Origin of the sequence: Streptomyces sp. NPDC048644 (assembly GCF_043199105.1) — a bacterium.
In the GTDB taxonomy this organism is placed as follows: Bacteria; Actinomycetota; Actinomycetes; order Streptomycetales; family Streptomycetaceae; genus Streptomyces.
The window spans coordinates 459,886-483,726 of the sequence record NZ_JBICVO010000006.1; the positions used below are offsets into that span (position 1 = coordinate 459,886).

At 70.7% G+C, this 23,841-nt stretch carries 23 protein-coding genes; 10 read left to right on the plus strand and 13 right to left on the minus strand.

Annotation, left to right across the window (positions count from 1 at the left end):
• Positions 1 to 514: 514 nt before the first annotated feature.
• From pheA to ACGFNI_RS17170, 7 genes are all read right to left on the minus strand, one after another.
• Entirely contained in the window at positions 515 to 1,441 is a 927-nt protein-coding gene (gene pheA, locus ACGFNI_RS17140; RefSeq protein ID WP_393684526.1) for a prephenate dehydratase, read from the minus strand.
• Positions 1,442 to 1,581: 140 nt separating this feature from the next.
• Positions 1,582 to 2,910 carry an iron uptake transporter deferrochelatase/peroxidase subunit gene (gene efeB, locus ACGFNI_RS17145; RefSeq protein ID WP_393684528.1) on the minus strand — a complete coding sequence of 443 codons (1,329 nt, stop codon included), beginning with the start codon at positions 2,908 to 2,910 and terminating at the stop codon, positions 1,582 to 1,584.
• Positions 2,910 to 4,895: a copper resistance CopC/CopD family protein gene (locus tag ACGFNI_RS17150; RefSeq protein ID WP_393684529.1), complete on the minus strand. Its 1,986-nt coding sequence runs from the start codon at positions 4,893 to 4,895 to the stop codon at positions 2,910 to 2,912. Before ACGFNI_RS17150 ends, efeB begins: the two co-directional genes overlap by 1 nt.
• A 31-nt stretch (positions 4,896 to 4,926) precedes the next feature.
• Positions 4,927 to 5,376, minus strand: coding sequence for a copper chaperone PCu(A)C (locus ACGFNI_RS17155; RefSeq protein ID WP_393684530.1), 450 nt, complete (start codon positions 5,374 to 5,376; stop codon positions 4,927 to 4,929).
• Entirely contained in the window at positions 5,373 to 6,020 is a 648-nt protein-coding gene (locus ACGFNI_RS17160) for an SCO family protein (protein ID WP_393684532.1), read from the minus strand. The genes ACGFNI_RS17155 and ACGFNI_RS17160 overlap by 4 nt, the downstream gene beginning before the upstream one ends.
• Before the next feature lie 69 nt (positions 6,021 to 6,089).
• Positions 6,090 to 6,809, minus strand: coding sequence for a YcnI family protein (locus ACGFNI_RS17165; RefSeq protein WP_393684534.1), 720 nt, complete (start codon positions 6,807 to 6,809; stop codon positions 6,090 to 6,092).
• Between the two features lie 99 nt (positions 6,810 to 6,908).
• The gene (locus ACGFNI_RS17170) at positions 6,909 to 7,754 is read right to left on the minus strand and encodes a hypothetical protein (RefSeq protein WP_393684536.1); all 846 of its coding nucleotides are present in this window, start codon (positions 7,752 to 7,754) and stop codon (positions 6,909 to 6,911) included.
• 247 nt (positions 7,755 to 8,001) lie between these two features.
• On the opposite strand from ACGFNI_RS17170, the gene ACGFNI_RS17175 reads away from it, so the two are divergent.
• The 4 genes from ACGFNI_RS17175 to ACGFNI_RS17190 all read left to right on the plus strand — a co-directional run bounded on the left by ACGFNI_RS17175 (position 8,002) and on the right by ACGFNI_RS17190 (position 11,187).
• Positions 8,002 to 8,466, plus strand: a complete 465-nt coding sequence (locus tag ACGFNI_RS17175) for an ATP-binding protein (protein WP_393684537.1) — start codon at positions 8,002 to 8,004, stop codon at positions 8,464 to 8,466.
• Positions 8,467 to 8,653: 187 nt separating this feature from the next.
• Positions 8,654 to 8,953, plus strand: coding sequence for a hypothetical protein (locus tag ACGFNI_RS17180; RefSeq protein WP_393684539.1), 300 nt, complete (start codon positions 8,654 to 8,656; stop codon positions 8,951 to 8,953).
• 3 nt (positions 8,954 to 8,956) lie between these two features.
• Positions 8,957 to 10,552 carry an alpha/beta hydrolase gene (locus ACGFNI_RS17185; RefSeq protein ID WP_393684541.1) on the plus strand — a complete coding sequence of 532 codons (1,596 nt, stop codon included), beginning with the start codon at positions 8,957 to 8,959 and terminating at the stop codon, positions 10,550 to 10,552.
• Between the two features lie 80 nt (positions 10,553 to 10,632).
• A complete protein-coding gene (locus ACGFNI_RS17190; protein WP_393684542.1) occupies positions 10,633 to 11,187 on the plus strand; it encodes a hypothetical protein in 555 nt (184 codons plus the stop codon).
• A 21-nt stretch (positions 11,188 to 11,208) separates the two neighbouring features.
• Here the strand turns inward: ACGFNI_RS17190 and ACGFNI_RS17195 are convergent, their stop codons facing one another.
• Complete coding sequence (locus tag ACGFNI_RS17195; RefSeq protein ID WP_393684661.1) at positions 11,209 to 12,720, minus strand: glycoside hydrolase family 76 protein; 1,512 nt, start codon at positions 12,718 to 12,720, stop codon at positions 11,209 to 11,211.
• A 398-nt stretch (positions 12,721 to 13,118) separates the two neighbouring features.
• Between ACGFNI_RS17195 and ACGFNI_RS17200 the strand changes: the two genes are divergently transcribed.
• Positions 13,119 to 14,195 carry a HoxN/HupN/NixA family nickel/cobalt transporter gene (locus tag ACGFNI_RS17200; RefSeq protein WP_393684663.1) on the plus strand — a complete coding sequence of 359 codons (1,077 nt, stop codon included), beginning with the start codon at positions 13,119 to 13,121 and terminating at the stop codon, positions 14,193 to 14,195.
• Between the two features lie 46 nt (positions 14,196 to 14,241).
• Here the strand turns inward: ACGFNI_RS17200 and ACGFNI_RS17205 are convergent, their stop codons facing one another.
• Positions 14,242 to 14,475, minus strand: a complete 234-nt coding sequence (locus tag ACGFNI_RS17205; RefSeq protein WP_393684544.1) for a hypothetical protein — start codon at positions 14,473 to 14,475, stop codon at positions 14,242 to 14,244.
• A 115-nt stretch (positions 14,476 to 14,590) separates the two neighbouring features.
• Here ACGFNI_RS17205 and ACGFNI_RS17210 point away from each other — a divergent pair, with 115 nt between their 5' ends.
• From ACGFNI_RS17210 to ACGFNI_RS17225, 4 genes are all read left to right on the plus strand, one after another.
• Complete coding sequence (locus ACGFNI_RS17210) at positions 14,591 to 15,442, plus strand: helix-turn-helix domain-containing protein (protein WP_393684546.1); 852 nt, start codon at positions 14,591 to 14,593, stop codon at positions 15,440 to 15,442.
• Positions 15,423 to 15,716, plus strand: a complete 294-nt coding sequence (locus tag ACGFNI_RS17215; RefSeq protein WP_393684548.1) for a DUF397 domain-containing protein — start codon at positions 15,423 to 15,425, stop codon at positions 15,714 to 15,716. The genes ACGFNI_RS17210 and ACGFNI_RS17215 overlap by 20 nt, the downstream gene beginning before the upstream one ends.
• Positions 15,717 to 15,885: 169 nt before the next feature.
• Positions 15,886 to 16,521 carry a TetR/AcrR family transcriptional regulator gene (locus ACGFNI_RS17220; protein ID WP_393684549.1) on the plus strand — a complete coding sequence of 212 codons (636 nt, stop codon included), beginning with the start codon at positions 15,886 to 15,888 and terminating at the stop codon, positions 16,519 to 16,521.
• 95 nt (positions 16,522 to 16,616) lie between these two features.
• Positions 16,617 to 16,892: a DUF1876 domain-containing protein gene (locus tag ACGFNI_RS17225; RefSeq protein ID WP_393684551.1), complete on the plus strand. Its 276-nt coding sequence runs from the start codon at positions 16,617 to 16,619 to the stop codon at positions 16,890 to 16,892.
• Between the two features lie 66 nt (positions 16,893 to 16,958).
• On the opposite strand, the gene ACGFNI_RS17230 is transcribed toward ACGFNI_RS17225, so the two are convergent.
• Both ACGFNI_RS17230 and ACGFNI_RS17235 read right to left on the minus strand, forming a co-directional pair.
• Positions 16,959 to 18,416, minus strand: coding sequence for an aminopeptidase P family protein (locus ACGFNI_RS17230; RefSeq protein WP_393684553.1), 1,458 nt, complete (start codon positions 18,414 to 18,416; stop codon positions 16,959 to 16,961).
• Between the two features lie 143 nt (positions 18,417 to 18,559).
• Positions 18,560 to 19,969, minus strand: coding sequence for a PP2C family protein-serine/threonine phosphatase (locus ACGFNI_RS17235; RefSeq protein WP_393684555.1), 1,410 nt, complete (start codon positions 19,967 to 19,969; stop codon positions 18,560 to 18,562).
• A 653-nt stretch (positions 19,970 to 20,622) separates the two neighbouring features.
• Here ACGFNI_RS17235 and ACGFNI_RS17240 point away from each other — a divergent pair.
• Entirely contained in the window at positions 20,623 to 21,330 is a 708-nt protein-coding gene (locus ACGFNI_RS17240; protein ID WP_393684557.1) for a bifunctional DNA primase/polymerase, read from the plus strand.
• 644 nt (positions 21,331 to 21,974) lie between these two features.
• Here the strand turns inward: ACGFNI_RS17240 and ACGFNI_RS17245 are convergent.
• Both ACGFNI_RS17245 and ACGFNI_RS17250 read right to left on the minus strand, forming a co-directional pair.
• Positions 21,975 to 22,943, minus strand: a complete 969-nt coding sequence (locus ACGFNI_RS17245; protein ID WP_393684558.1) for a DUF5926 family protein — start codon at positions 22,941 to 22,943, stop codon at positions 21,975 to 21,977.
• A 189-nt stretch (positions 22,944 to 23,132) separates the two neighbouring features.
• A complete protein-coding gene (locus ACGFNI_RS17250; protein WP_393684560.1) occupies positions 23,133 to 23,822 on the minus strand; it encodes an ATP-binding protein in 690 nt (229 codons plus the stop codon).
• Positions 23,823 to 23,841: the final 19 nt, after the last annotated feature.

Sequence of the window (23,841 nt, forward strand, 5' to 3'; positions counted from 1 at the left end):
ACCGTTGATCAACTGGGTGTGTGGAGGGAGTTGGCGGGGCGTCCGAGGGAAGTGGCGGGAAGGGGATTCCGGGGCTCGGGCGGCTGGGGAAAACCGGAGTTGTCCACAGGGGGGAGGGGTTCGGCGATTCTTATCCACAGGCTGTGTGTGAAAACTGTGGAACTCGGAATCCCTCGTTCCGGTAGGCGAATCGTCCGCTATGGATTCGTTGTCCAAACCCCGTTCCCCCACTCTTTCGCATGGAGTTGCCTCGCCCTAAAGGATTGGCCGAGGGAATTGCGCTGACACAGCCCACTTCAGAGGGTGCGGGGGTCTGTGGGGTGATCTGGTAACGAAGGGGTGATTTGTCGAGGTTGCCGGACTCTCACATCGACTCCCATGTCGACTTACCCACAGGTCGAGACTCATGCCTGTGGATAACTTTGTGGACAGTCTCCACACCCCGGCGAAAGCCCCAGGTCGGGTACGCCCCGCCGGGCCGGACAGTGTCCGCCGGGCCCGGCCGGCCGACCGGTCAGGCCCGGCCGTCGAGGCAACGAGTCAGCCAGTCCGACGCATCGGTGAACGCCGCGTCCGTCATGTCCGGGCGGACCGTCGCCGACACCTGGTCGGCGCGCGGGTACGAACCGAGGAAGCGCACCTCGCGGCACACCCGCTTGAGCCCCATCAGCACCTCGCTGACCCGGCGGTCGGTGATGTGGCCCTCGCAGTCCACCGAGAAGCAGTAGCGGCCGATGCCCTCGCCGGTCGGGCGGGACTCGATGCGCATCATGTTCACGCCGCGCACCGCGTACTCCTGGAGCAGCTCCAGGAGCGCACCGGGGTGGTCGGCGCGCAGCCACAGCGCCACCGAGGTCTTGTCCGCGCCGGTGGGCGCGGCGGGCCGGGCCGGGCGGCCGACCAGGACGAAGCGGGTGGCGGCGTTCTGCGCGTCGTGGATGTCGGTGACCAGCGGCTCCAGGCCGTAGGTCGCCGCGGCGAACTCCCCGGCGAACGCGCCGTCGTAGCGGCCCTCCTGCACCAGCCGCGCGCCGTCCGCGTTCGACGCCGCCGACTCCCAGACCGCTTCCGGGAGATGGGCCGCCAGCCACTTGCGGACCTGCGGCTGGGCGACGGGGTGCCCGGTCACCGTCTTGACGTCGGACAGTGGCGTACCGGGGCGCACCAGCAGGGCGAAGGCGATCGGCAGCAGCACCTCGCGGTAGATCATCAGCGGTTCGCCTGCGGCCAGTTCGTCCAGGGTGGTGGTCACGCCGCCCTCGACGGAGTTCTCGATCGGGACCAGCGCAGCCGCGGCCTCACCGCTCCGCACCGCGTCCAGCGCGGCCGGTACGGACACCATCGGCACCAGCTCGCGGGTCGCCGATTCGGGGAGCGTGCGCAGCGCCGCCTCCGTAAAGGTGCCCGCCGGGCCGAGATAGGTGTAGCGACTGGCCGACATGCAGGTGTCTCCCTCGCGTTCTTGCGGGGACGTCCCGCCGATCTCCCTTGCGTTCACGATACCGAGACCCGGCCCGGCCCCGCGGGCTCCGTCCACAGAGCGGCCCCCGCACCCGCCACCCTGTGGACGCGGGGCCGGGATCAGCCCTCCAGCAGCGACTGCCCGACGTAGCCGCCCTGCTCCGGGGCGGGCGGCACCGCGTACAGGCCGCTCGCCTCGTGCCGCAGGAACGGCGACAGCGCGTCGCCGCGGTCCAGCTTCCGCTGGATCTGGGTGAAGGCGCGCAGCGGATCGGCCTGCCAGCAGATGAAGAGCAGCCCTGCGTCCGGTGCGCCGTCGTCGCGGAACCCGTCATGGAAGGAGAACGGGCGGCGCAGCATCGCCGCCCCCTGGTTGGAATCCGGCGCGGCGATCCGGGCGTGCGCGTTGGCGGGGATGACCGGCAGCCCGTCGGCACCGGTCGCATCCAGCTGCATCGGTGTGGTCTCCGAGCCGCCGGTCAGCGGGGCGCCGCTGACCTTCCGGCGGCCTATCACCCGCTCCTGCTCGTCGCGCGAACGCTTCTCCCAGTCGTCGAGGAGCATCCGGATGCGGCGGACGACGGCGTACGAACCGCCGCGCATCCACGCCTGGTCGGCGTCCCGCCCCACGAAGATCCGCTCGTCGAAGTCCTGGTCGGACGGCTTGGGGTTGTTGGTGCCGTCGATCTGGCCCATGAGGTTGCGGGCGGTCAGCGGCTGCGCGGTGGCGCCAGGCGTGCGGTTGAAGCCGTTCATCTGCCAGCGCAGCCGCGCGGTGCCCGCGGCCTCCTTCTGGAGCGCACGCAGCGCGTGGAAGGCGACCAGCGCGTCGTCGGCACCGATCTGGATCCACAGGTCGCCCTCGCTGCGCCCGGCGTCCAGCGCGTCCGACGAGAAGTCGGGCAGCGGGTCGAGCTGCACGGGCCGCTGCTTCTCCAGGCCCGTACGGGCGAAGAAGCTGTGGCCGAAGCCGAAGGTGACGGTGAGCGAGGACGGGCCCGCGTCGCGTGCCACGGCGGTGTCGTCGGCCGGGGCCCGCCCCGCCATCAGCTCATCGGCCAGCTGTGACCAGCGGCGCAGCAGTGCGGCTGCCGCCTTGCGGTCCTTGCCCGGTGCCAGGTCGAAGGCGAGCAGATGACCGGCGGCCTGGAGCGGCGTGGTGATGCCGGCCTGCTGCTTGGCGCGCGCCGCGCGGAAGGGCACCCGCGTCGCGCCGATGGAGCTGAGCGCGGCCGGCGCGTCGCCCTGGGCGGCGGCCGACCCTATGGCGCCGCCGGCCCCGCCGACGACAAGACCGGCGGCACCGGCCGCGCCGACGGTGCCCAGCAGCCGGCGGCGGGACAGTTCGACGGACGGGGATCCTTCGGCCGCCGCGGAGTCGTCGGCGGTGTGCTGCGCTGACCGGTCCGGCTGTCCGCCCTGGCCCCGGTTCGGCTTCTTCGTGGTCATCAGTCGATCTTCACGTTCCTGGTCTCGGTCACCTGGTCGACGTCGGACGTCCGCACGAGCAGCGCGAGCTGCCACTGTCCGGGCACCGGCAACTGGACGCCGTTCGCGCTCCAGTGGCCCTTGCCGACGTGCTCGGGCACCACCGGGAGCGGCCCGAGCTTCTTGGCCCGCAAGGTGAAGGACACCTTCACCTCGGGGACGTTCATGGTCGTGCCCGACGGGTCGGCGATGCGTACCCGCAGTTGGTTGCCGCTGCCGCTGCGCCCCGGGTCGAGGTCGATGCGGGCGGTGCCCTTGCCGTGCGCGCCGCCGGTGTCGAAGGGGATGTTCAGCACCCGCGGCTGGTTGGCGTCCGCCGACCGCCCGGCCTCGCCCGCCTTCACGGCTTCTTCCGTACGGGCCGGTTCGGTGGCGGTCAGCACGGTCGCCACGACGAGCAGCACCACGGCGACCGACGCCTCGGCCAGCACCGACCGGCGCAGCCCCCGCCGCTCCGGGTCGGCGTCGCGCAGCTTCCGCACCTTCGCGCTCTTCAACGCGGCCTGCTGACGGGCGAGTTGAGCGGCCCGCTCGGGGTCGGCGGGCGCCGGGCCGGAGGCGTCGGATGTGTCCGGCGCGTCGGGGGCATCCGGTCCGGAAGCCGCCGTGACACCGGCGGGCACCCTGGCGGCTGCCGTCTCCCCGCCCGCCTCCCGCAGGCGCGCCGTCCACCGGCGGGACGTCCACGCGATGCCGACGAGCACCACGACCAGTGCCACCTTGAGCAGCAGCAACAGCCCGTAGGCGGTGTCGGTGAGCGCGTGCAGGGTGCCGACCTGCCGCCAGGACTGGTAGATGCCGGTGGCCACCAGCACCAGCACGGAGCCGAACGCCAGCCGGGAGAAGCGGCGTACCGCGGTGCGCTCCACGACAGGACCCCGGTACAGCGACACGAGCAGCGCCGCGAGGCCGCCGAGCCAGGCGGCGAAGGCCAGCAGGTGCAGCACGTCGACCGGCATCGCGATACCGGGCTGGAGACCGGTCGACGCGTGCTCGGCCGCCGCCCAGGTCGTCGCGAGCCCGGCGGCGACAAGCACTCCCGCCGCGGAAAGCCAGGCCGTCAGCCGCCGCAGCCGCCCGGCACCGGGAAGCTCCTGCGCCCCGTCCGCTCCGTCGGTCCCCCCGATACGCTCCGCCCTCTGGGCCCGCGCGTACGCCCCGAAGAGCACCGCCAGGTACACCGCGGCCACCGCGAGCAGCAGCAGCCGGGCGAGCAGCGCGGTGCCCGGCTTGGTCTCCAGGGCGCCCTTGAGTACGCCGAGATCGAAGACGTCCGCGAGGTCGCCCGACCCGGTGTACGGGCCGCGCAGCAGCAGCATCGCGAGGGTGGTCGCCGTCAGCAGCGCCCAGCCGCGGACCACGAGACGCTGCACAGGACGGACACCCGCCGCCGCCGGACGGCAGGCCAGTACGAAGACCGCGCCGCCGACCAGCAGCGTGAAACCGGCGTAGGCGAGGTAGCGGGCGATGCCGTACAGCGCGCCCACCAGGCCGCCGCCCGCCTCCTGTTGGGGCAGCGGCGCCTTGGTCGCGGAGGGCGCGCCGACCGAGAAGGTGAAGGCGCCCGACACCGGGTGGCTGTCGGCGGAGATGGCCTGCCAGGCGACGGTGTACGTCCCGTCGGGGAGTCCTGGCGGCAGCCCCGTGCCGTACTTGACGGTCTCGCCGCTGCACAGGTCCCGCAGCTTGCCGCGGTCGACCCGCTTGCCCTTCGGGTCCAGGACGCGGATCGAGTCGTCGCTCATGGCGACGCCTTCGGAGAAGCTGAGCGCGACCTGTTCGGGGGCATGGTCCACCACCGCCCCCTGCGCCGGACTGCTGCCGGTCAGTGCCGCGTGCGCGAAGGCGGGTGCGGCGCCGCCGAACAGGACACCGAGCAGCGCGCCGACGACGATCAGCAGGCGCAGCGCCGCGGGCCGCGGCTGCCGAGGGGCGGTGGTGATCATGAAAGTGCTCCCCTTTCTCCGTACTTCTACGTCACTTCTTCGGTGTGTAGGCGGCGTCCTTCACCGGCACCTCGACCTTGACCGGGTCGGAGGTGCCGAAGTGCAGCTCGACGGTGACCTTGTCGCCCGCGGCCGGCTTCTTCTTGAGGCCCATGAACATCAGGTGGTTGCCGCCGCGGGAGAGCGTCAGCTCGCCGTTGGCGGGCACCGGAAGGGAGTTGACCTGCTCCATCTTGTTGCCGGTCGTCTTGTGTATCGAGATGTCGTCGGAGAGGTCGCTGGTGACCGACGTCAGCTTGTCGGCGGCGGAGCCGGTGTTCTCGATGACGAGGAAGGCGCCCGCCATCTTCTCGTTGACGGGCTGCGGCATGTACGCGCCGCTGACCTTCAGCTTCGGGGCGCTGTCGCCGGAGCCGCAGCCGGCCAGGGCGAGGGCCGAGACGGCGGTGAGGGCGAGGGCGGTGGCGGTGCGGCGGTTCACGGGTTCTGTCCCTTGATGATCTTCGGAAGTGCGGAGGTGTAGTTGTCGGCGGTGGCGTCCTGCATGCCAAGCCAGTGGATGCGGTCGTCCTTGGGCGAGGCCATCAGGACCTGCGCGCCGTGCGTCGAGACGATGTCGCCGTTCTTCTTCGTGACCGGCTTGTCGATGCCGACGTTCACGCTGCGCGCACCGGCCTGGATCGTCTTGAAGTCGCCGGTCAGGCCGGTGAACTTCTTGTTGATGCCGCCGAGCCACTTCTTGAGCGCCGACGGGGTGTCGCGCTCCGGGTCGGAGGTGATGAACACGACCCGCAGATCGTCCTGTTCGGCCTTCGGCAGCTGCTTGACCGCGACGGCGACGTTGGCCATCGTCAGCGGGCAGACGTCGGGGCAGTTGGTGTACCCGAAGTAGATCAGCGTCGGGTGGCCCTTGGTCTTCTCCAGTAGGTCGTACTTCTTGCCGTCGGAGTCGGTCAGGACGAGGTCCGGCTTCTCCATCGGGCTGTCCAGCGCGACGATCGGCTTGGAGGAGGCGCCGGAGACCGATGCGGCGGGCTTGTCGCCGCCGTCGTCGGGTCCGCACGCCGTCATGGTGAGGGCGGCGACCGCCGTGAGAGCAGCCGCGATCAGGGTCTTACTACGCATTGCAGAGGTATCCCGTGTGGTCAGAAGCGGGTGCCGGGCCGGCCCGGAGAGGGCAGGCCCGGCCACTGGTCAGGCGTTGCGGCGTCGGCCGGCGAAGACGCCGTACGCGACTCCGATGATGCCGATGACGATGCCGACGACGCCGAGCACCCGTGCCGTGGTGTCGCTTTCGGACACCTTCTGGTCCGGGGCGTTCTGGGCGGCCTGCGGGCCTGCGGCGCCGTCCTCGGCCGCCGCGGTGAGCTTGAGCACCGGAGCCGGATTCTCCGGCTCCGCCGCGCCCTCCTTCGCCGGCTCGATCCAGCGCACGACCTCCTTGTTGTCGTACGTCTGGAGGGCCTTGAAGACGAGCTGCCCGGCGTGCTCGGGGAGCTGGCCGACGGCGAGCGGGAACTGCTGGAACTGGCCGGGCTCGATGCCGTCACCTTCAGCCGTCCACGTGATCTTGGAGGGGGCCTTGTCGATCTTCTCGCCGTGCGTCTCCACCGGCTTGTCGAGCTTGGCCTCGGTGACCTTCACCTTCCAGCCGGGCACCGGCTGCGGCATGACGGACACCAGCGGATGGTCGGTGGGCAGGGTGACTTCGAGCTTCACCGTCGAGGCGTGGTCGCGCTCGTTGGGGACCTTGAGGTTGATGGTCGCGTAGCTGCCCTGCGCTGCGGTGTCGGGCTGCACGGTGACGTGCGCGAACGCGGGCGCGGCCAGCAGCAGCACACTGCCCGTCGCGATACCGCCCACAACAGGCAGGCGGCGCATCATCGTCTTCTTCGTCATCTCGTTTTTCGCCATGGCGGAAACTCTCCACAGTCAGGAGGAGGTAGGGGGGTCGGCGCGCGCGGCGACGACGCGAAAGCCCCGGCCCTTCCTGCGGGCGTGCTTCGCGTGGCGTCAGGCCGCGAGGGTCAGCGCGGGCGGCCCGCGCCGGACGACACTGTGCTGAAGGACGAGTTCCCGCGGCCCGGCCTTGCCGCTGCCGTAGGCGCGGGGCGCCGCCGGGCCGTTGCCCTGTGCGGCGCCGGTCCCGGCGAGCAGGAAACGGACCAGCGCGAGCGCCGAACGCAGCGCACCGGCCAGCGCCTGCGCCGCCGCTTCCTGCGCCGCGGGAGCCGAGAGCCGCACCAGCCGCCACAGGGCCGCCTCGCCGCGGCGCAGCAGCCACCCGGCGACCAGTGCGGCGAGCAGGTGTCCGAGCAGCATCGGCAGCGAGGGCAGCAGGCAGTGCGCCATCGCGCTGTGGCCGCCCGACCCGGGGGCCATGTCCGGAGACATGCCGGACATCCCCGACGCACCGGCCACCGCCGGATCCACCCCGCCGCCCTCGGCGAGGATGCGCCGCGCTTCACCGCCGTCGATCTGCACGCCGTCCAGACCGCAGGTGAGCCGCCGCGCGAGGCCGATCGCCGCCTGGTCCGAGAGGCCGCCGGAGCCCGCGGTGCCCGGGGCGGCGCCCGGCGCGCACTGCTGGCCGAGCGAGAAGAGCGAGTGCAGGGCGAGCTGCCCCACGGCCAGTCCTGCGGCGATGCCGGGCAGCGTGCGCTCCCGGTCGGCCAGCGGCACCGCGACCGCGAAGACCACGGCGCAGGCGACGCCCAGCGTCCACAGCGGGACCGAGGCGAAGGACCCGGCCATGTGCCCGGCAGCGGACAGCGCGACGCAGACCGCGGTGAACACCGCGGCCCTCAGCAGCCGCAGATCGGCGGCTGCGCGTGCTGTGCTGGCGACGGGGGCAGTCATGGCGGCGCCATCATCCCACTGCGCTTATCCACCGCCTACGGCAGGTCACCGCGCAGGGGCGCGCGGCAGGGGGACGGCGGAGGACGGCAGGGCGCGCGGGGGCGCATACCCCGGAGCTCGCTTACACGGCACGCTCGGTGCCCGCATCCGCCGATCGAGCGGTGTGCCTCCCCCGGCATGCTTACGGGGCTCATACCGCGGCAATACGTAACGGTATGTCGAGCCGCGGCGCAGGAGGCTGGAGCGAATGAGCATCTGGTGGTCACTCCATCTGCGCCGTGAACCTGCGAGCGTGCCGCTCGCCAGACGCCTGCTGCTCGGCGCCATGGAAACGGCCGGCGTCGACCAGGACATCTGCTACGACCTCGCGGCAGCACTCTCCGAGGCCTGCGCGAACGCCGTCGAACACGGCGGTGACGCGGCGGGCGACGACTACCGCGTCACGGCGTTCATCGACGGCGACACCTGCCGCATCGAGGTCACGGACTCGGGCCCCGGCTTCTCCGCCACCCCCCGCCCCCCGACGGACCCGGCCCTGCTGACCCCCGCCCCGGCCCCCACCGACGCCGAGGACGGCCGCGGCCTCTTCCTCATCGAAGCCCTCACCGACCACGTCCGCTACCGCAACCGCACCGGCCGCCGCGGCGCCGTCGTCAGCTTCGACAAGATCCTCAAGTGGCGGGAGGGCGCGGCGCTTCCCATGGCGTCGTGAGGTCCGTCCGCCGCGGGCGGGGCCGGATCGCGGAGAGAACCTGAAGAGGCCCGGATGCCGCGGGCGGTTTCCAGCCGCAGTTCAGCGGCCTGCAACCCATCTGTCAGCCTTGTCGTCCTGATCATGTGGCTACTTCGCCAACCGGTCCGGTCAACAGGGGGAACACAGGACTATGTCCCATGGCAGCATGTCGGTCACACCCGAGGAACTGCGGGCGGCGGCAGGCGCCGCCGATGCCGTCAGCGGGGATCTCCAGGCGCCCATCGCCGTGGCCAAGCGCGACATCGAAGCGGCCGGTACGGCGCTGAAGTCCTGGCACATCGGCCCGGACATGGAACGGGTTGCCCACGACTGGGGCATGGCGCTGGACGAGCTGAGCAAGCGGATCGGCGGCGACCCCGAGAGCGCGGCGTCCCGCCTGCGGCGCACCGCCGACGGCCACCAGTTCAACGAAGACGTCACCGCTCAGTCGTTTCAGGGGCGGTAACCGGTGCCCGAGCGCTTCAAGGAACTCATCAAGCAGGACTTCTCCGACCTGGAAGCCGCCGTCAGGTCCTGGCAGAAACTGGCCAAGGAGTTGGAGGCGGCCCAGGTCAGGCACCGGCAGAAGGTGACAGGGCCGCTGCACGCCAGTGGGTGGCAGGGCGTGGACGCCCGCTACGGATTCATGAAGATGGAGGCGAGCGAGACCCAGCTCGGCACCGCGCAGTCCGACGTCACCTCCATCGCCACCGTCCTGGACACCGTTCATGTCGATATGAAACTGGCCCAGGATCAGTTGCGGATGGCGGTGCGCGTCGCGGAAGGCAATGGGTTCGCGGTCGACGACCACGGCAACGTGACGGACAACAGCCCCTGCCCCACCGGGAATGCCGATGACGAGGCGCAGGCGCAGTATCGCGGGCGCGTCGCTGACATGGACCTCTACAAGGACATGATCCAGACCGCCATCGACAACGCCGGTTCCGCCGACTGGAAAGGGATGCAGCTCCTTCAGAAGATCGACGCCTTCACCCTCGACAAGGATTACGGAGCATCGGCGGCGAAGGACGGCGCCCGCGCGGTCGCCGGGTTCTCCCACATCGACGAGGAATCCATCCCGTCGAAGAAGGACCCGAAGGAGAACGCCAAGTGGTGGGCGGGCCTCACCGAGCAGGAAAAGCAGTCCTACCTCGATGCTTACCCCGAGAAGATCGGCTGGCTCGACGGCATACCCAGCGCCGACCGCGACGAGGCGAACCGCAAGACGGTGGATCTGCAGCTCGCGGAGTACGACATGAAGAAGCAGAACGGCGAGTTGGGGATCCACGACCAGCGGCAGTACGACGGCCTGCGGAAGCTCCAGAACGCGCTCGACAAGGCCGACGGCACCGGCGCCGACGGCAAACGGCTCTACGTACTCGGGATCGACACGAAGCACGACGGGCGGGCCGTCGTCGCACAGGGAAATCCGGACACCGCCCGCAATGTTGCCGTGCAAGTACCGGGCACCGACAACGACTTGTCGAACGTCGATGAGCAGATCGACCGCGTGGACAGGCTGCAGCAAGCGGCTGTCGACAAGGGCGCCAAGGACACCGCCGTCGTCTCCTGGCTCGGGTATGACGCCCCCGAGACCGACAACAGCATGTTTTCCACGGGGCGTGCCAACCCGGCCGGCGGCGACCTGCAGAGCTTCACCCACGGCCTGCGTGAGACCCATGAGGGCGATCGCGCGCACATGACCGTGCTCGGGCACAGCTACGGCTCGACGGTGGTGGGTGTCGGCGCGTCCCACGGCGGTGGCCTCGACGCCGACGACATCGTCGTGGTCGGCAGCCCCGGCATGACCGTGGAGCACGCCAAGGACTTGAACATGGACCCCGATCACGTGTGGGCCGGGGGCGCCAAGGACGACTTCGTCTCCAACCACACGTCGGGACTGACCTTGGGCGAAGACCCGATGGAGAAGGAGTTCGGCGGCAAGGTCTTCGACGTGGACACCGAAGGCCACGGCGGCTACTGGGACAAGGGGAGCGAGAGCCTGGCCAACCAGGGCCGCATCATCGCCGGCCGGGACGCCTCGAAGGGGGATTACCACTCATGACGCTACGGACCCCCGGGCGGGCAGGTCGCATAGGAGCGCTCGGATTCGCCCTGCTGGCCCTGCTCGCATCAGGAGGATGTATGAACGACGGAGGAAAGAACGACCCGCTCCCGGTCAAGAGCCAGGGGCAGGCCGAGCAGCTGGTCAGGAGCCTGGTCGACTTGCTTGCCGGGGAGTACGACCTGAAGGCGGACGGCAAGACCGTCCACAAGGAGTTCCGTGACTGCTTCGGCAAGGAGGGCGAATCCGCCGATGACGGCCGCTTCGACCTGACCTACGCGGTGCGGGCCGCGCTCCCCGAGGCCGAGCACGGCAAGGCGATCCGCGCCATGCGCAAGAGGCTGGAGGCCGAGGGGTACCGGATCAGCGGCTACCGGGAGGACAAATCCCAGGACCCGTGGGCGCTGATGGACGCGAAGGGCGGCAAGGACAACCTCTCCGTCTCGGTGGAGAGTTATCTGCCGCCCACGCAGCTCGTCTTCTCCGTGACTACCCCCTGCTTCCTGCCCCCCGGCACGAAGCAGCAACAGGTGTCCGCCCCGGCGCCCGGCGCCGTGCCCGTCGCGCCGGTGGATCCCCGCCTCGCGCTGATGGAGCCCACCGGGGCCGCGCTTCCCCCCACCCCCTTCGGGTAACGGCCCCGGCGCGCATCCCCCTCACCCCTGCGAAGCCGCGTTCAGCAGGTCCAGGGCGCTGTGTTGGCAGCCGTTGCCGGTGGTGGTGAAGGGGCCGGCCCAGTGGGGGCCGTACTGGTCGAGGGAGGTGCGGTTCTTGGTGTGGAGGGTGGTGGCCTGGTGGTTGAGGTAGGGGGTGTAGGGGTGGTCGGGGAGTTCCTTGTTGAGGATGCCCAGGCCGCGGGCGTAGGGGCCCTTGAAGGAGTCGCCGTCGGATGTGCAGCCGGTGCCGTCCGGTTCGTAGGGCTCGTGCAGGGTGCCGCCCGGGTTGAGGTAGGTCGATGAGGTGGAGGCGTCGGCCAGGGTGCGGGCGCTGTTCAGGACGGACGCGTCGCCGGTGGCGCGGTGGAGTTCGGCGAGACCGGCGAGGATGACGCCCTGGTTGTACGTCCAGGTCAACTGGCCGTTGTTCTTGCAGGAGTTGTCGAGGCCGTCGTTGATGCTGTGGCCCGAGTTGGTCATGCCGCTGCCCTGGAACCAGGACCACTCGTCCTCGGCGCGCTGGAGGTAGGTGCGGTCGCCGTCGATGCGGTTGTGCAGGGACGCGTTGAGGTGCAGGTACAGCTCGTTGGTGATGGCGTTCTTGTACGGCTTGTCGGTGGCCCACTGGACGCCGCCCCCGCAGGCGGAGGTCCAGTAGTCGTGCATGTGGTCGGCGTCGGCGCGGGCGGTGTCCAGGTACCGCCGCTCGCCCGTCACGTCGTACGCGGCGACCCAGGCCAGGCCCCACCAGCCGGTGTCGTCGAGATAGGAGTTCTTGAAGTCGCCGTCCTGCTCGCCGCGGAGCTTGTCGTAGGTGGTGGAGATGGCGTACGTGTAGCTCGGCATGCCGCTGACGCGGATGTTGTCGATGAGCGAGGTCAGCGCGGTGGCCGAGGTCCACCAGCCGGCGAACTTCCCGGTGTCGCGGTGGTAGCCCATCATCAGCGCGGTGGCCGCCGCGGTGCTCCTGCTCCAGGAGTTCCAGGTGGTGCGCTTCCACGGAGTGCAGGCGATTTCGGGCCGGTCGCCCGCCTTGCCGCAGGCGCGCAGCGCGCCGACCCCTGCGTGGTTCCAGTCGTCGACGTTGTACATCTGGCTGCGCCAGCCCCGCGAGCCCTCGGGGGTCTTGGTGGCGCCGAGCCTGCTGCCCGATGCCCAGGTCTGCCCGCCGTCGAAGGAGCGGTCGAGCCAGATCTCGTCGCCGGGGTTGCCGTTGTCGATCGAGGCCCAGCCCATGACATCGTTGTCAGAGAGGTGGAGGGCGAGGGCGCGCGAGTGGACCGACGCGGTGGCGGCGGTGTGGTCGTCGGCGGCGTGCTGGGGGTCGCGGGCATCGCAGTGCTTGTTGCAGATGGGCTGGTCGGCTGCGTGGGGGGCGGCTGCCTGTGCCGCCGCCGACGACGGGAGGGCGGGTGCCAGGAAGGCCAGCAGGCAGGAGGCGGTGGCGAGCCTTCTGAGGCGGGTGGATCGGGAGTGGCGGGCGGTGCCGCCGGAGTGCGGGGTCGGGCGCATGATCTCCTCCAGTCGCAGGGCGGAGAGCGGGTTGACGGCCCAGACAAGCGTCCCGGCTTTGTGCATGTCAAGTGAACGTCCGGTGCAGCAAAGGGAGTTGGGATGTGCCGGGCGCTCCCCGGGGTGACCGGCCGACCGATGCCGCCCCCAGGCAGAGGGATTCCGCCCGTTCGGTGCCGTCGCGCGGGATGGGATGAACCTTTCCCGGTCTTTACTGCGCACTGGTTGCAACTGCGAAACCAGCGCAGCAACGTGAGGAGGGGCGCCCGCAGAAGGAGAGGCGCGACCCACCGGACGCGACCCACCGGAAGAGAGCAGTACCGCCCATGCCCGTGCCCCCCGCCGTACCGCAGGCCACCGCGCCCGCCGCCACCCGCAGGCAGCGCATCGCCCGCTCGATGACCCGCGCCGAGTGGGGCCGTCTGGGCGGCATGGCCGCGTTCATCCTCGCCCTGCACGTGATCGGCTGGTTCACGCTGGTGGCGATCGTCGCGCCGGAGCACTACAGCCTGGGAACCAAGACCTTCGGCATCGGCATCGGCGTCACCGCCTACACCCTGGGCATGCGGCACGCCTTCGACGCCGACCACATCGCCGCCATCGACAACACCACCCGGAAGCTGATGAACGAGGGGCAGCGCCCGCTCTCGGTCGGCTTCTGGTTCTCGCTCGGCCACTCCAGCATCGTCTTCGGGCTGGCCTTCCTGCTCTCGCTCGGCGTACGGGCCCTGGCCGGACCTGTCCAGGACGACGGCTCCCGGCTGCACGACGTCACCGGTCTGATCGGCACCACCGTCTCCGGCGTCTTCCTGTACGTCATCGCGGCGGTCAACCTCGTCATCCTGGCCGGGATCTGGCAGGTCTTCCGCCGGATGCGGGCCGGCGACTTCGACGAGGCGGCCCTGGAGGACCAGCTCGACAAGCGCGGGCTGATGAACCGGCTGCTCGGCCGCGTCATGAAGTCGATCACCAAGCCCTGGCAGATGTACCCGCTCGGCCTGCTCTTCGGCCTCGGCTTCGACACCGCGACCGAGGTCGCACTCCTCGTACTCGCCGGATCAGGCGCCGCGTCCGGGCTGCCCTGGTACGCCATCCTCTGCCTGCCGGTGCTCTTCGCGGCCGGCATGAGTCTCCTGGACACCATCGACGGCTCGTTCATGAACTTCGCCTACGGCTGGGCCTTCTCCAAGCCGGTCCGCAAGGTCTACTACAACCTCACCATCACCGGCCTGTCGGTCGCGGTCGCGCTGATCATCGGCACCGTCGAACTGCTCGGCCTGCTCGCCGACAAGCTCGGTCTGCACGGCGCCTTCTGGGACTGGATCGCCGGACTCGACCTCAACATCATCGGCTTCGTGATCGTCGGCATCTTCTTCGTCACCTGGCTCGTCGCGCTGGCCGTATGGAAGTTCGCCCGCATCGAGGAGAAGTGGGAGGCGGACATCCGGCCGACGGGGGAGGCGGGGGCCGAGTGACGCGCGGCGGTCCGTACGGGCCGCCGCAGCACCGGCCCCAACTCCCTTACCGCACCGCCGCCTTGAGCAGCACCTCGGTCAGCCGCCCCGCCGTCTCCACGTTGCAGTTGCCGAGCGCGATCAGCGGCAGCCGGTAATGCCCCACGAGGCTCGGCAGATCGAGGCCGAGCGACGGCAGCGTGATGCCGTTGGCGTGCAGCGCACCCTGGAGCGCTTCCAGACGCTCGCCGACGTCCTCGGGGTCGGGGGTGCGGTCGGCGTAGGGGGCGTGGTCGTGCATGGTGTCCACCTTCCTGTGCGGTCTGTGACGAATCCCTCACAGCGTGACGTGACGACGGCTAGCGTGGAAGCACAGTGAGTTACGCAGGGCAACACACGAAAAATGGTGGTGAGTTGTGCCTCCACGTAAAGCAACCAACGCGTCCGCGGACGTACCCGCCTTCTACGGCGCCGAGCTGCGCTACAAGCGGGAGGCCGCGGGCCTGACGCTTGAGCAGTTGGTCGACGGGAGCTTCAGAGGGCTCTCGTTCCTCAGCCAGATCGAGCGCGGCGAGCGCCGTATGCCGATCGATCTGGCCCGGCACGTAGACGCCAAGCTGGGCACGGACGGCTTCTTCGAGCGCCGCTGCGAGGACGTCCGCAAGGCGAAGCAGTCGGGTCACGCGGAGTATTTCGCGGACGTAGCGGAAATGGAGAAGTTCGCGGAGCGGATCGAGGAGTGGGCGCCGATGCTCATTCCTGGATTGCTCCAGACCAAGGCGTACGCACGGGAGGTGGTGCGCTGCGGAATGCCGTGGTTGCCGCCGAAGACCGTGGAGAAGCAGGTCGCGGCGCGGATAGAGCGTGCTGAGATCTGGGGCCGTGAGCAGCGTCCGGCCTTCTGGGCGATCGTGCACGAATCAATGCTGCGCAGGCCGCTGTTGGAGCCTGGCCCGATGGCTGACCAGCTCGCGCACATCGCGACGGTCATCAAGGGCACGCAGGGAATTCTCCAGGTCATGCCCGAAACGGCTACGGCCTTCCCGCTGATGATGGGCATGGTGAAGGTGATGACCTTCCCGGACGCTCCGCCGGTGATCTACACCGAAGGTGTCCACAGTGGCCAACTCATTGATTTTCCGCCCCTCGTGAAGGACTACCGCAGGTCGTACGATCTGCTCAGGGCCGCCGCACTGTCACCGAAGGCGTCCCTGGCCATGATCGAGGCGACGGCAGAGGACTACAGAAATGCAGCCCAGCAGGAATGACTTCGGCGGTGCACGCTGGCGCAAGAGCAGCTACAGCAATGCCAGCGGCGGGGACTGCATCGAAGTGGCCGAGGACTTCCCCGGCGCGGCCTCCTGGCGCAAGAGCAGCTACAGCAACTCCAGCGGCGGCGAGTGCGTCGAGGTCCTGGACAACCTCCCCGGCATCGTCCCCGTCCGGGACTCCAAGGTTCCGGACGGGCCCGCGCTCGTGATGGGTGCCGGGGCCTGGGGCCGGTTCGTCACGGCCGTCAAGGGCGGGGCGCTCGGGGCCTGAGCGGGGCGCCGCTGTCGGCGGGACGTGCCGCGCGGTCTCGCAGGTGAGGACTTCCCCCGCGGTTTCCCCACACTGCGAGACCGGCACGCACTGTCTAACGCGAACTTGCTCGCGTTAGTCTGTACTGGACAATACGTGGCCCGATCCCGCACGGCAATACGGAGCGGTTGTGAACCCTGCGCCTCACCCTCCCGGCAAGGCCCGTCCGGGAGGTCGTACGGCACGTACCCGAGAGGCCGTACTGACCGCGGTCTTCGATGAGTTGGCCGAGTCCGGGTTCGGCGCGCTCACGATGGAAGGCATCGCCCAGCGTTCCGGAATTCACCTTGCGACGATCTACCGGCGCTGGCGGAACATCGAGGGCCTGGTCTGCGATCTGCTGACGGACGTCAGCAGCACGAGCGTCCCGCTGGCCGACACCGGAACCCTCGACGGTGACCTGCGCGCCCTCGCGCATTCCCTCCAGACCCTCTACGAGGCCGCCCGGGTGCGCGGGCTCCTCGACGCGGTGGTCTCCGCGGCGGCCCGCCAGCCGGAGGCCGCCGGCATCCTCCGCGACTTCTTCGACGCCCGTCTCCAGCTCGCGGGCGCGATGGTCGGGCGCGCGATCGACCGCGGCGAGATCCCGGACGACACCGACCCGGTCGCCGTGATCTCCGGCCTCGCCGCGCCCTTCTACTACCGCCTGCTCATCGCCCGCCGCCCCGTGGACCGCGCCCTCGCCGACTCGGCCGCCCTGGCGGTCAGGGCGGGGGTCGAGGCCGGGGCGTACCGGACGGGCGGCGGCCCGTGGGGAAGCGACTGACTCGCTTCGGCTTCCGACGGCTTTTGACGGGTCCGACGGTGCGCTCGGCGGCCGACGGGCGCACGCTGGAAGAAGCGATTCCGGAGGTGATCGTCATGGTGCACACCGCTGTCGGATGGCATGTCGAGATGGAATTCGAGGAGGACACCCACCGCACCCGCGCGGCGGCGCTGGTACGGCTCCCCGACGGGCGTGAGGTACGCGCCCACGGGTATGCCAGCCGCCACCCCGTCGACTCGTACCAGCCCCGCATCGGCGAGGAGATCGCCGCGGCCAGGGCACTCAACGAACTGGCCATGAAGATGCTGACCAAGGCACACGAGGAGATCGACGAGGCGTCCGGCAGGACGTCCTACCCGCTGGCGCTGTGAGGTGGGCAGGCCAACGGCCGGTGACCCCAGGGGATCACCGGCCGTTGCGCGTGCCGTGCGGCGCGGTCAGCCCTTCAGACCGGCCATCCAGGACTCGACCTCGTCCGAGCGGCGCGGCAGGGCGGCCGAGAGGTTCAGGTTGCCGTCCTCGGTGACGAGGATGTCGTCCTCGATGCGGACGCCGATGCCGCGGTACTCCTCGGGCACCGTCAGGTCGTCGGCCTGGAAGTACAGGCCGGGCTCGACGGTCAGCACCATGCCGGGCTCCAGGGTGCCGTTGACGTACGCCTCGGTGCGGGCCGCGGCGCAGTCGTGGACGTCGAGGCCCAGCATGTGGCCGGTGCCGTGCAGGGTCCAGCGGCGCTGGAGTGCCAGCTCCAGGACGCGGTCGGCGGGGCCTTCGACCAGGCCCCACTCGACGAGCTTCTCGGCGAGCACGCGCTGCGACGCGTCGTGGAAGTCGCGGAAGTTCGCGCCGGGCTTGACCGCCGCGATACCGGCTTCCTGGGCCTCGTACACCGCGTCGTAGATCTTGCGCTGGAGGTCGGTGTAGCGGCCGTTGATCGGCAGGGTGCGGGTGACGTCGGCGGTGTAGAGGCTGTTGGTCTCCACGCCGGCGTCCAGCAGCAGCAGGTCGCCGGAGCGGACCGCGCCGTTGTTGCGGACCCAGTGCAGGGTGGTGGCGTGCGGGCCGGCGGCGCAGATCGAGCCGTAGCCGACGTCGTTGCCCTCGACGCGGGCGCGCAGGAAGAACGTGCCCTCGATGTACCGCTCGCTGGTCGCCTCGGCCTTGTCCAGGACCTTCACGACGTCCTCGAAGCCGCGGACGGTCGAGTCGACGGCCTTCTGCAGCTCGCCGATCTCGAAGGCGTCCTTCACCACGCGGGCCTCGGACAGGTAGACGCGCAGCTCTTCGTCGCGCTCGGCGGTGACCTTGTCGGCCAGCGCCGTCTCGATCCCGGCGTCGTGGCCGCGGACGACGCGGACAGGTCCGGTCGCATCGGCCAGCGCATCGGCCAGCTCGCGGACGTCCTTGCAGGGGACGCCGAGCAGCGCCTCGGACTCGGCCAGGCTGTTGCGGCGGCCGACCCACAGCTCGCCCATGCCGTTGAGCCAGAACTCGCCGTTCTCGCGGTTCGAGCGGGGCAGGCGGTAGAGCGTCGCGTCGTGCGCGTCGCCGTTCGGCTCCAGGACCAGGACGCTGTCGTCGGTCTGGTCGCCGGTGAGGTAGACGTACTCCGTGGAGGCGCGGAAGTCGTACTCGGTGTCGTTCGAGCGGGTCTTGAGGTTGCCCGCGGGGATCACCAGACGCTCGCCGGGGAAGCGCGCGGAGAGCGCGGCGCGGCGGGCGGCGGCGTTCGGGGCCTGCTCGATCGGCTCCAGGTCACGCAGTTCGGTGTCCGCCCAGCCGCTCTTCATGCTCGCGGCGAGCTCGTCGGAAACGCCCGGGTAAAGGCCGTTCTTGCGCTGCTTGATCGGCTGCTCGTCCTCGTCCGGGGTCTCCGGGGTGAGCTCGTCGGTCACGATGCCTCCTTGTAAAGACTGAACCGCGTTCCATCGTATGTGCGGATCGAATGCGGTCCAGAGGGCGGAAGGTGTGACCTCTCCGGCACTTCGGCCATATATCGGCGGGCCCCGGAGCGCGCGTGTCCCGGGACGGGCCCGGCCTACGCCTCGAAGTGCGCGGCGAGCAGGATGACGTCCTCGTCCGAGGCGGGATCGTCGAGACCCTGGGGCAGCAGGGCGGCCAGGATGTGGTCGGCGATCGCGTCCGGATCGCGGCGGCTCCTCCTGGGGACGCGGGCCGCCGCGGCGTGCAGCCGGGCGAAGGCGCGGTCCGTGGTGTCGCCGGTCCGGTGCAGCAGCCCGTCGCTGTAGAGCAGCAGGGTCTCGCCCGGCGCCGGTTCGATCTCCACGCTCGGCGCTTCCCAGCAGGCCAGCATGCCGAGCGGCGCGGACAGCGAGGTCTCCACGAACTCGGTGCGCAACTCGCCGACGATCAACGGCGGGCAGTGTCCTGCACCGGCCAGGGTCAGCGTGCGCGGAGCGTCGCCGGGCAGTCCCGCCGGGCCGCCAGGCGGCTCGGTGAAGGCGAACAGGGCGGTGGCGGTGCGGGCCGATTCGGTCAGCCGCATGAGGAGTTCGAGGTCGGACAGGACCGCCACCGGATCCTCGCCCTCCATGACCGCGTACGCGCGCAGCGAGGCCCGCAGCCGGCCCATCGCGGCCACCGCGCAGGGGCCCGAGCCGGAGACCGAGCCGACGGCGAGGCCCAGCGCGCCGTCCGGCAGCGGCAGCGCGTCGTACCAGTCGCCGCCGCCGCGCGGTCCCGATCCGTGCCGCACCGCGAGGCGTACGCCTGGCACCCGGGGCAGCCGGTGGGGCAGCAGCTCCTCGCCGAGTGCGGTGGCGGTCTTGCGGTGGCGGTCGAGTTCCAGGAGGCGGGCGAGGTGTTCGGACGCGTAGCGCCGGTAGCGGCCGATGAGGTGGCGCTGCCGTTCGGTCGGCTCGGCCGGTTCGTCGTAGAACCAGGTCGCGGCGCCGAGGCCGCCGTAGGGGTCGGCGGCCAACCGGACGGTGTAGCTCGCGGCGTACCCGAGGCGGGCGGCGACCTCGCGCAGCCGGGGGTCGATGCCCTTCGCGCCGGGGATGTCGGGTTCGGCGCTCTCGGTGCGCTCGGCGGCCTCGGTGCGGGCGCCGTCCTCCGGGCGGGATCCGGTGGCGTCGTGGCCGCCGTCCGGCTCCGGGAGGCCGTCGAGCATGCGGCGGTGCGGCAGGGCGCGGTGCGGGACGGTCTCGATGTGGCCGATGTCGGCGGGGCCGAGGCCGAGGCCGATGGTGGTGTCGGGGCCGAGTCCGTCGGCCGGTTCGATGACGATCAGGCCCCGGCCTGCGTCGATGAGGGCGGTGCCGGCCCGCAGCACTTCCCGGAGCGCGTCCGGCAGTGTGCGGGTGCGCGCGAGCCGCTCGGTGAGGTCGTGCAGGGTGTCGGGGTCGGCGGGCGGGTCGGCAGTGTGAGCGGAGCCGGAGAGTGGGGGCTCGGTTCCGGCCACTTTCGGGACATGGGGGACGGTCATGGCCGACGACTTCCGCCAGGCCCGGAATCACACCAGGTGGCAACGCATTTTGGTAGGGAGTGCGTCGTTTTGTTGAGTGATGTTGTGCGGTTGTTTTGTCCGCTCAATTTACTCAATAGCATCGCAAACCCCCATGTCATGCTGCTCAGCTATCAATGCCTCCACATCTACACGCACCAATGACGTGATGTCCAGCATTGTCCCCAGGGGGTTTATGGTGTCCACTGGGCAAGAAGGTTGGCCGGAAAACATCCCCACGGACACTCATTTGGGGTCGACTGACGGCGATCAGCAGCGCGTCATATGCACGATGGCGGGTACGTACTCGGAGAGATGCGGGGCCAGTTGGGGCCGCACCGGAACCCTCCGGCGGACACGGGCGTCTTTACGGACGACGACCGCGACGGACTCCCAAGTGGCGGGGATTGCACTACCGCACAGCAAGCGCCAAGAGCGCGCTACCCCGTCACGTTCCACGCTCGGCGTACGACGTGATGCGCTGCCCTTCGAATACGCAGTGTCCAAAGATCCACGTGGCGTGACCGGCCCCGGGTCGTACGGCCAGGTCGTATGAAATCGCCGCGCAGCGGCATGAACCGGCATGTAGTGCGATGGACTTAGCCCTCGGCGTTAACGGAAAGGAACGAGCGCTCATGCGCGAGATCCTCGGAAGGCGACGCAAGCATCTGTTCCGGCGCACCGGGAGGTCGGCCCTGCTCGGTGCGGCGCTCCACTGCGCCACCGAATGGCAGTGGCCGGTGGTCCCGGGGGTGAGACTGCGGGCCGGCGGCCGGCAGCCCGGCGGCTGGCACGGCCTCGGCGAACGCGCGGCACCCCGGTGCAGCTGCCCCGACGCCGACTGCGTGGTGCCCGGCGCGCACCCCTTCGACCCCGGGCTGCTGGCCGCCACGACCGACGCGCGGATGGTGCGCTGGTGGTGGACGAACCGGCCGGACGCCCCGGTCGTGCTGGCCACCGGCGGCAACGCGCCCTGCGCGGTGAGCCTGTCGGCCGTCGCCGGCGCGCGGGCGCTGGCCGCCCTCGACCACTTCGGCGTCCGCGTCGGCCCGGTCGTGGCCACCCCCACCCGCTGGTCGCTGCTCGTATCGCCGTACGACCTGGCGGAGTTGGGCGAGCTGCTGCACACCCAGGAATGGGTGCCCAGTTCGCTGCGCTTCCACGGTGATGGCGGCTATCTGGTGCTGCCGCCTTCGCAGATCGGCGCGGGCGCGGTCCGCTGGGAGAGGCCGCCGGCCGCCACCCAGGCCGCACCGTGGCTGCCACAGGTGTCCACGATCGTGACCGCACTGGTCACCGCGAGCACCAGCGCCCCGGACGGCGGCAGCCGGCTCGCGTACTGAGCCCTTCCGGGGCCGCGTCCCGGAGTTTCACCCGTACGGGGCGGCGCAGCGCGGGACTTCACCTCCCGGCGCCCCCGTACGGCCGTGCCTGCCGCCGGTCCCGGCAGCTCCGGCCCGCCCGCCGGAGCGTCCCTGCGCGCCGCGTCCCGGCGGCGCTGCCGCTGCGGCCTGCCACGCCCCTGCGGGCGCCTTGGAAGCCCGCACGGTGCGCTGCTGCGCGGTTCCTTGCCCGTGACCCTGCCGGCGGGCCCGGTGGGCGTCCTGAGGTGCACCGACGGGCAACTACGCGCCGGGTGGCGGGTGTTCACGCGGATGCGGGGGGCTGTGCGCGGGGCGAAGAAGATCCACATCCGGTGCCGCGTCGGATGCCGCGCGAGGTCGTGTCCGGTGTCTCGCAACGGATTCCGTACCGATGATCGGGCGGGCGGCCGTGCGGAGAGGGTCCGGCCGGGAAGGGCGTCCGGCTGCGGACATGGAAGCGCCCGGTCGCTGGCGACGGGGGATGCACCAGCGACCGGGCTCCTAGAACGGTAACAAGAGATCGGCGGTTCGCAAATTCGATCGCGGAATTCCGGACGCCTATTTACCGATAGGTAGGGGCAGTTGTGACAGGAGTCACGTCAGGGGCCCCTGGGATGTCACTGTCAGCTCAGCGTCACCTGACGGTTGGTGAGGCCACCGCGCGCCCGGCGCTCCTCCGAGGTCAGCGGGGCGTCCGAGGCGAGCGCCTTCGCCAGCCGCTCGGCGAACGCCGCGGCCGGTGCCGTCACGTCCTCCGCGCTCACCTCCGACGGCAGGTCCCAGACCGGCACGACCAGGCCGTGCGCGCGGAAGGACCCGACGAGCCGGGTGCCGTCACCGAGCGAGGACGTGCCGGCGGCGTGCAGCCGGGCGAGCGCGTCGAGCAGCTGCTCCTCGGGGAACGAGGTGACCCAGCGCAGGTGGTTCTTCTCCGGGGCCTCGCACCAGTAGGCGCCCTCCAGGCCGGGGATGCGGGCGGTCGGGATGGCGGAGGCGTTGGCCCGCTCCAGGGAGGCGGCCACCTCGGGAGCGGCGTTTTCCGCGTCCTCCACCCAGAACTCGAAGCCGCTGTGCACGGACGGCTCGAAATGAGCGTCCGGGTCGAGCAGATCCTGGAGCCGGGGGCCGTCGGCGGCGGGCCGGCCGGCCGCCACCGGGGTGCCGGGCTTCGCGGTCAGGGCGCGCTGGAGCGTGTCCGCCAGGTCGCGGCTGAGGTCGCCGGACGAGGTGTCGTTCTGGAGGCCGAGCAGGACGGCGCCGTCGTCGCGGCGCAGCGCGGGCCAGGCCATCGGCAGCACCGTGGCCAGCGTCACCGAAGGCACGCCGTCGGGCAGCCCGCCCTTGAGGGTCAGCTCGGCGGTCGCGGCCGGCACCAGCTCGCGCAGCGCGACCCAGTCGCACTCGCCGGGCAGGCCGTCGAACGGGCGCCTGACCAGCTCGGTGACGGCGTGCGCCGCACTCCGGCCGTGGCATGCCTTGTAGCGGCGGCCCGAACCGCACGGGCAGGGCTCACGGGCGCCGACGACCGGCACCTCCCCGTCCTGCGTCTTCGGTGCTGCGGCCTGGGGCTGGGGGCGGCGCTTCTTGGCCATGGCGGCGGTGTCTCCTGGTCGATCCTGGGCTGAGAGGCGTTCACGCCAGGGGCGTACGGCCGCTGCGTGCGCGCCTCTTTGGGACGCGGTTCGGCGTGAGCCTAGAGGAATGAGCCCGAATTCGTGTCGCCCTGCCCGCCCTGCCGCACGGCCCGCACTCTTCGCTCCGGCGGCGGCTGCCGGGACCGCCTACACCGGGTCTTCGAGGTCCGCGAAGGCCAGCTCGGGCGGCAGGCTCTGCGCCCCGCCCGCGGCGAAGGACGCCGGCAGGACCGGAGCCAGCGCGACCCGGTCGGCGAAGCCGTCGTACGCGGACAGCACGGCCCAGACCGTGACCTCGCCCTCCATCACCTCGCGTACGCCCCAGTCCTTGGACAGCGAGCGGATGATCGCCAGCCCACGGCCGCCGCGCGCGGTGACCGAGGGGGTGGCCGGACGGGGCCGGGTCGGGCCGCCACCGTCCGTGACCGAAACCGTGAGCTGCCCGCGGCCGTCGATGCGCCAGGAAGCGAGGACGTACTCCTGGTCACGGCCACCGTGGATCTCGCGTACGGACCCCGATTCGCGCACGGAGTCCGGCAGGCTCTTCTCGTATACGGGACGCGCATGCCGAGCGGCATTGCTCAACAGTTCCGAGAGGATGAGGACCGCGTCATCGACGACTGTGTCCTGAACTCCACTTGCCAACAGCTCTTCGCTCATGCGTCGTCTGGCCATGCCGACACCCACAGCACCATGGGGTACGGCCATGATCGACGACGTCGGCACCTCTTGTGCCACCACCAACGCCACCCCCGAGACCTCCTTTGCCCCACGCCACGGGATGAATTCCCCAATGGACTGGACCGGAAACCGGCCAAGCACTGCACAGTGACGCATTCGACACACATGCCCACGT

What these genes read in the sequence shown, in the direction of transcription:
- ACGFNI_RS17180 (WP_393684539.1), top strand. Translation starts at nt 8,654, where the DNA reads ATGTCGGTCACACCCGAGGAACTGCGGGCGGCGGCAGGCGCCGCCGAT.
- pheA (WP_393684526.1), bottom strand. Translation starts at nt 1,441, where the DNA reads ATGTCGGCCAGTCGCTACACCTATCTCGGCCCGGCGGGCACCTTTACG.
- ACGFNI_RS17205 (WP_393684544.1), bottom strand. Translation starts at nt 14,475, where the DNA reads ATGCACGACCACGCCCCCTACGCCGACCGCACCCCCGACCCCGAGGAC.
- efeB (WP_393684528.1), bottom strand. Translation starts at nt 2,910, where the DNA reads ATGACCACGAAGAAGCCGAACCGGGGCCAGGGCGGACAGCCGGACCGG.
- ACGFNI_RS17215 (WP_393684548.1), top strand. Translation starts at nt 15,423, where the DNA reads ATGCAGCCCAGCAGGAATGACTTCGGCGGTGCACGCTGGCGCAAGAGC.
- ACGFNI_RS17250 (WP_393684560.1), bottom strand. Translation starts at nt 23,822, where the DNA reads ATGCGTCACTGTGCAGTGCTTGGCCGGTTTCCGGTCCAGTCCATTGGG.
- ACGFNI_RS17235 (WP_393684555.1), bottom strand. Translation starts at nt 19,969, where the DNA reads ATGACCGTCCCCCATGTCCCGAAAGTGGCCGGAACCGAGCCCCCACTC.
- ACGFNI_RS17165 (WP_393684534.1), bottom strand. Translation starts at nt 6,809, where the DNA reads ATGGCGAAAAACGAGATGACGAAGAAGACGATGATGCGCCGCCTGCCT.
- ACGFNI_RS17175 (WP_393684537.1), top strand. Translation starts at nt 8,002, where the DNA reads ATGAGCATCTGGTGGTCACTCCATCTGCGCCGTGAACCTGCGAGCGTG.
- ACGFNI_RS17200 (WP_393684663.1), top strand. Translation starts at nt 13,119, where the DNA reads ATGACCCGCGCCGAGTGGGGCCGTCTGGGCGGCATGGCCGCGTTCATC.
- ACGFNI_RS17240 (WP_393684557.1), top strand. Translation starts at nt 20,623, where the DNA reads ATGCGCGAGATCCTCGGAAGGCGACGCAAGCATCTGTTCCGGCGCACC.
- ACGFNI_RS17160 (WP_393684532.1), bottom strand. Translation starts at nt 6,020, where the DNA reads ATGCGTAGTAAGACCCTGATCGCGGCTGCTCTCACGGCGGTCGCCGCC.
- ACGFNI_RS17190 (WP_393684542.1), top strand. Translation starts at nt 10,633, where the DNA reads ATGAACGACGGAGGAAAGAACGACCCGCTCCCGGTCAAGAGCCAGGGG.
- ACGFNI_RS17225 (WP_393684551.1), top strand. Translation starts at nt 16,617, where the DNA reads ATGGTGCACACCGCTGTCGGATGGCATGTCGAGATGGAATTCGAGGAG.
- ACGFNI_RS17245 (WP_393684558.1), bottom strand. Translation starts at nt 22,943, where the DNA reads ATGGCCAAGAAGCGCCGCCCCCAGCCCCAGGCCGCAGCACCGAAGACG.
- ACGFNI_RS17170 (WP_393684536.1), bottom strand. Translation starts at nt 7,754, where the DNA reads ATGACTGCCCCCGTCGCCAGCACAGCACGCGCAGCCGCCGATCTGCGG.
- ACGFNI_RS17195 (WP_393684661.1), bottom strand. Translation starts at nt 12,720, where the DNA reads ATGCGCCCGACCCCGCACTCCGGCGGCACCGCCCGCCACTCCCGATCC.
- ACGFNI_RS17150 (WP_393684529.1), bottom strand. Translation starts at nt 4,895, where the DNA reads ATGATCACCACCGCCCCTCGGCAGCCGCGGCCCGCGGCGCTGCGCCTG.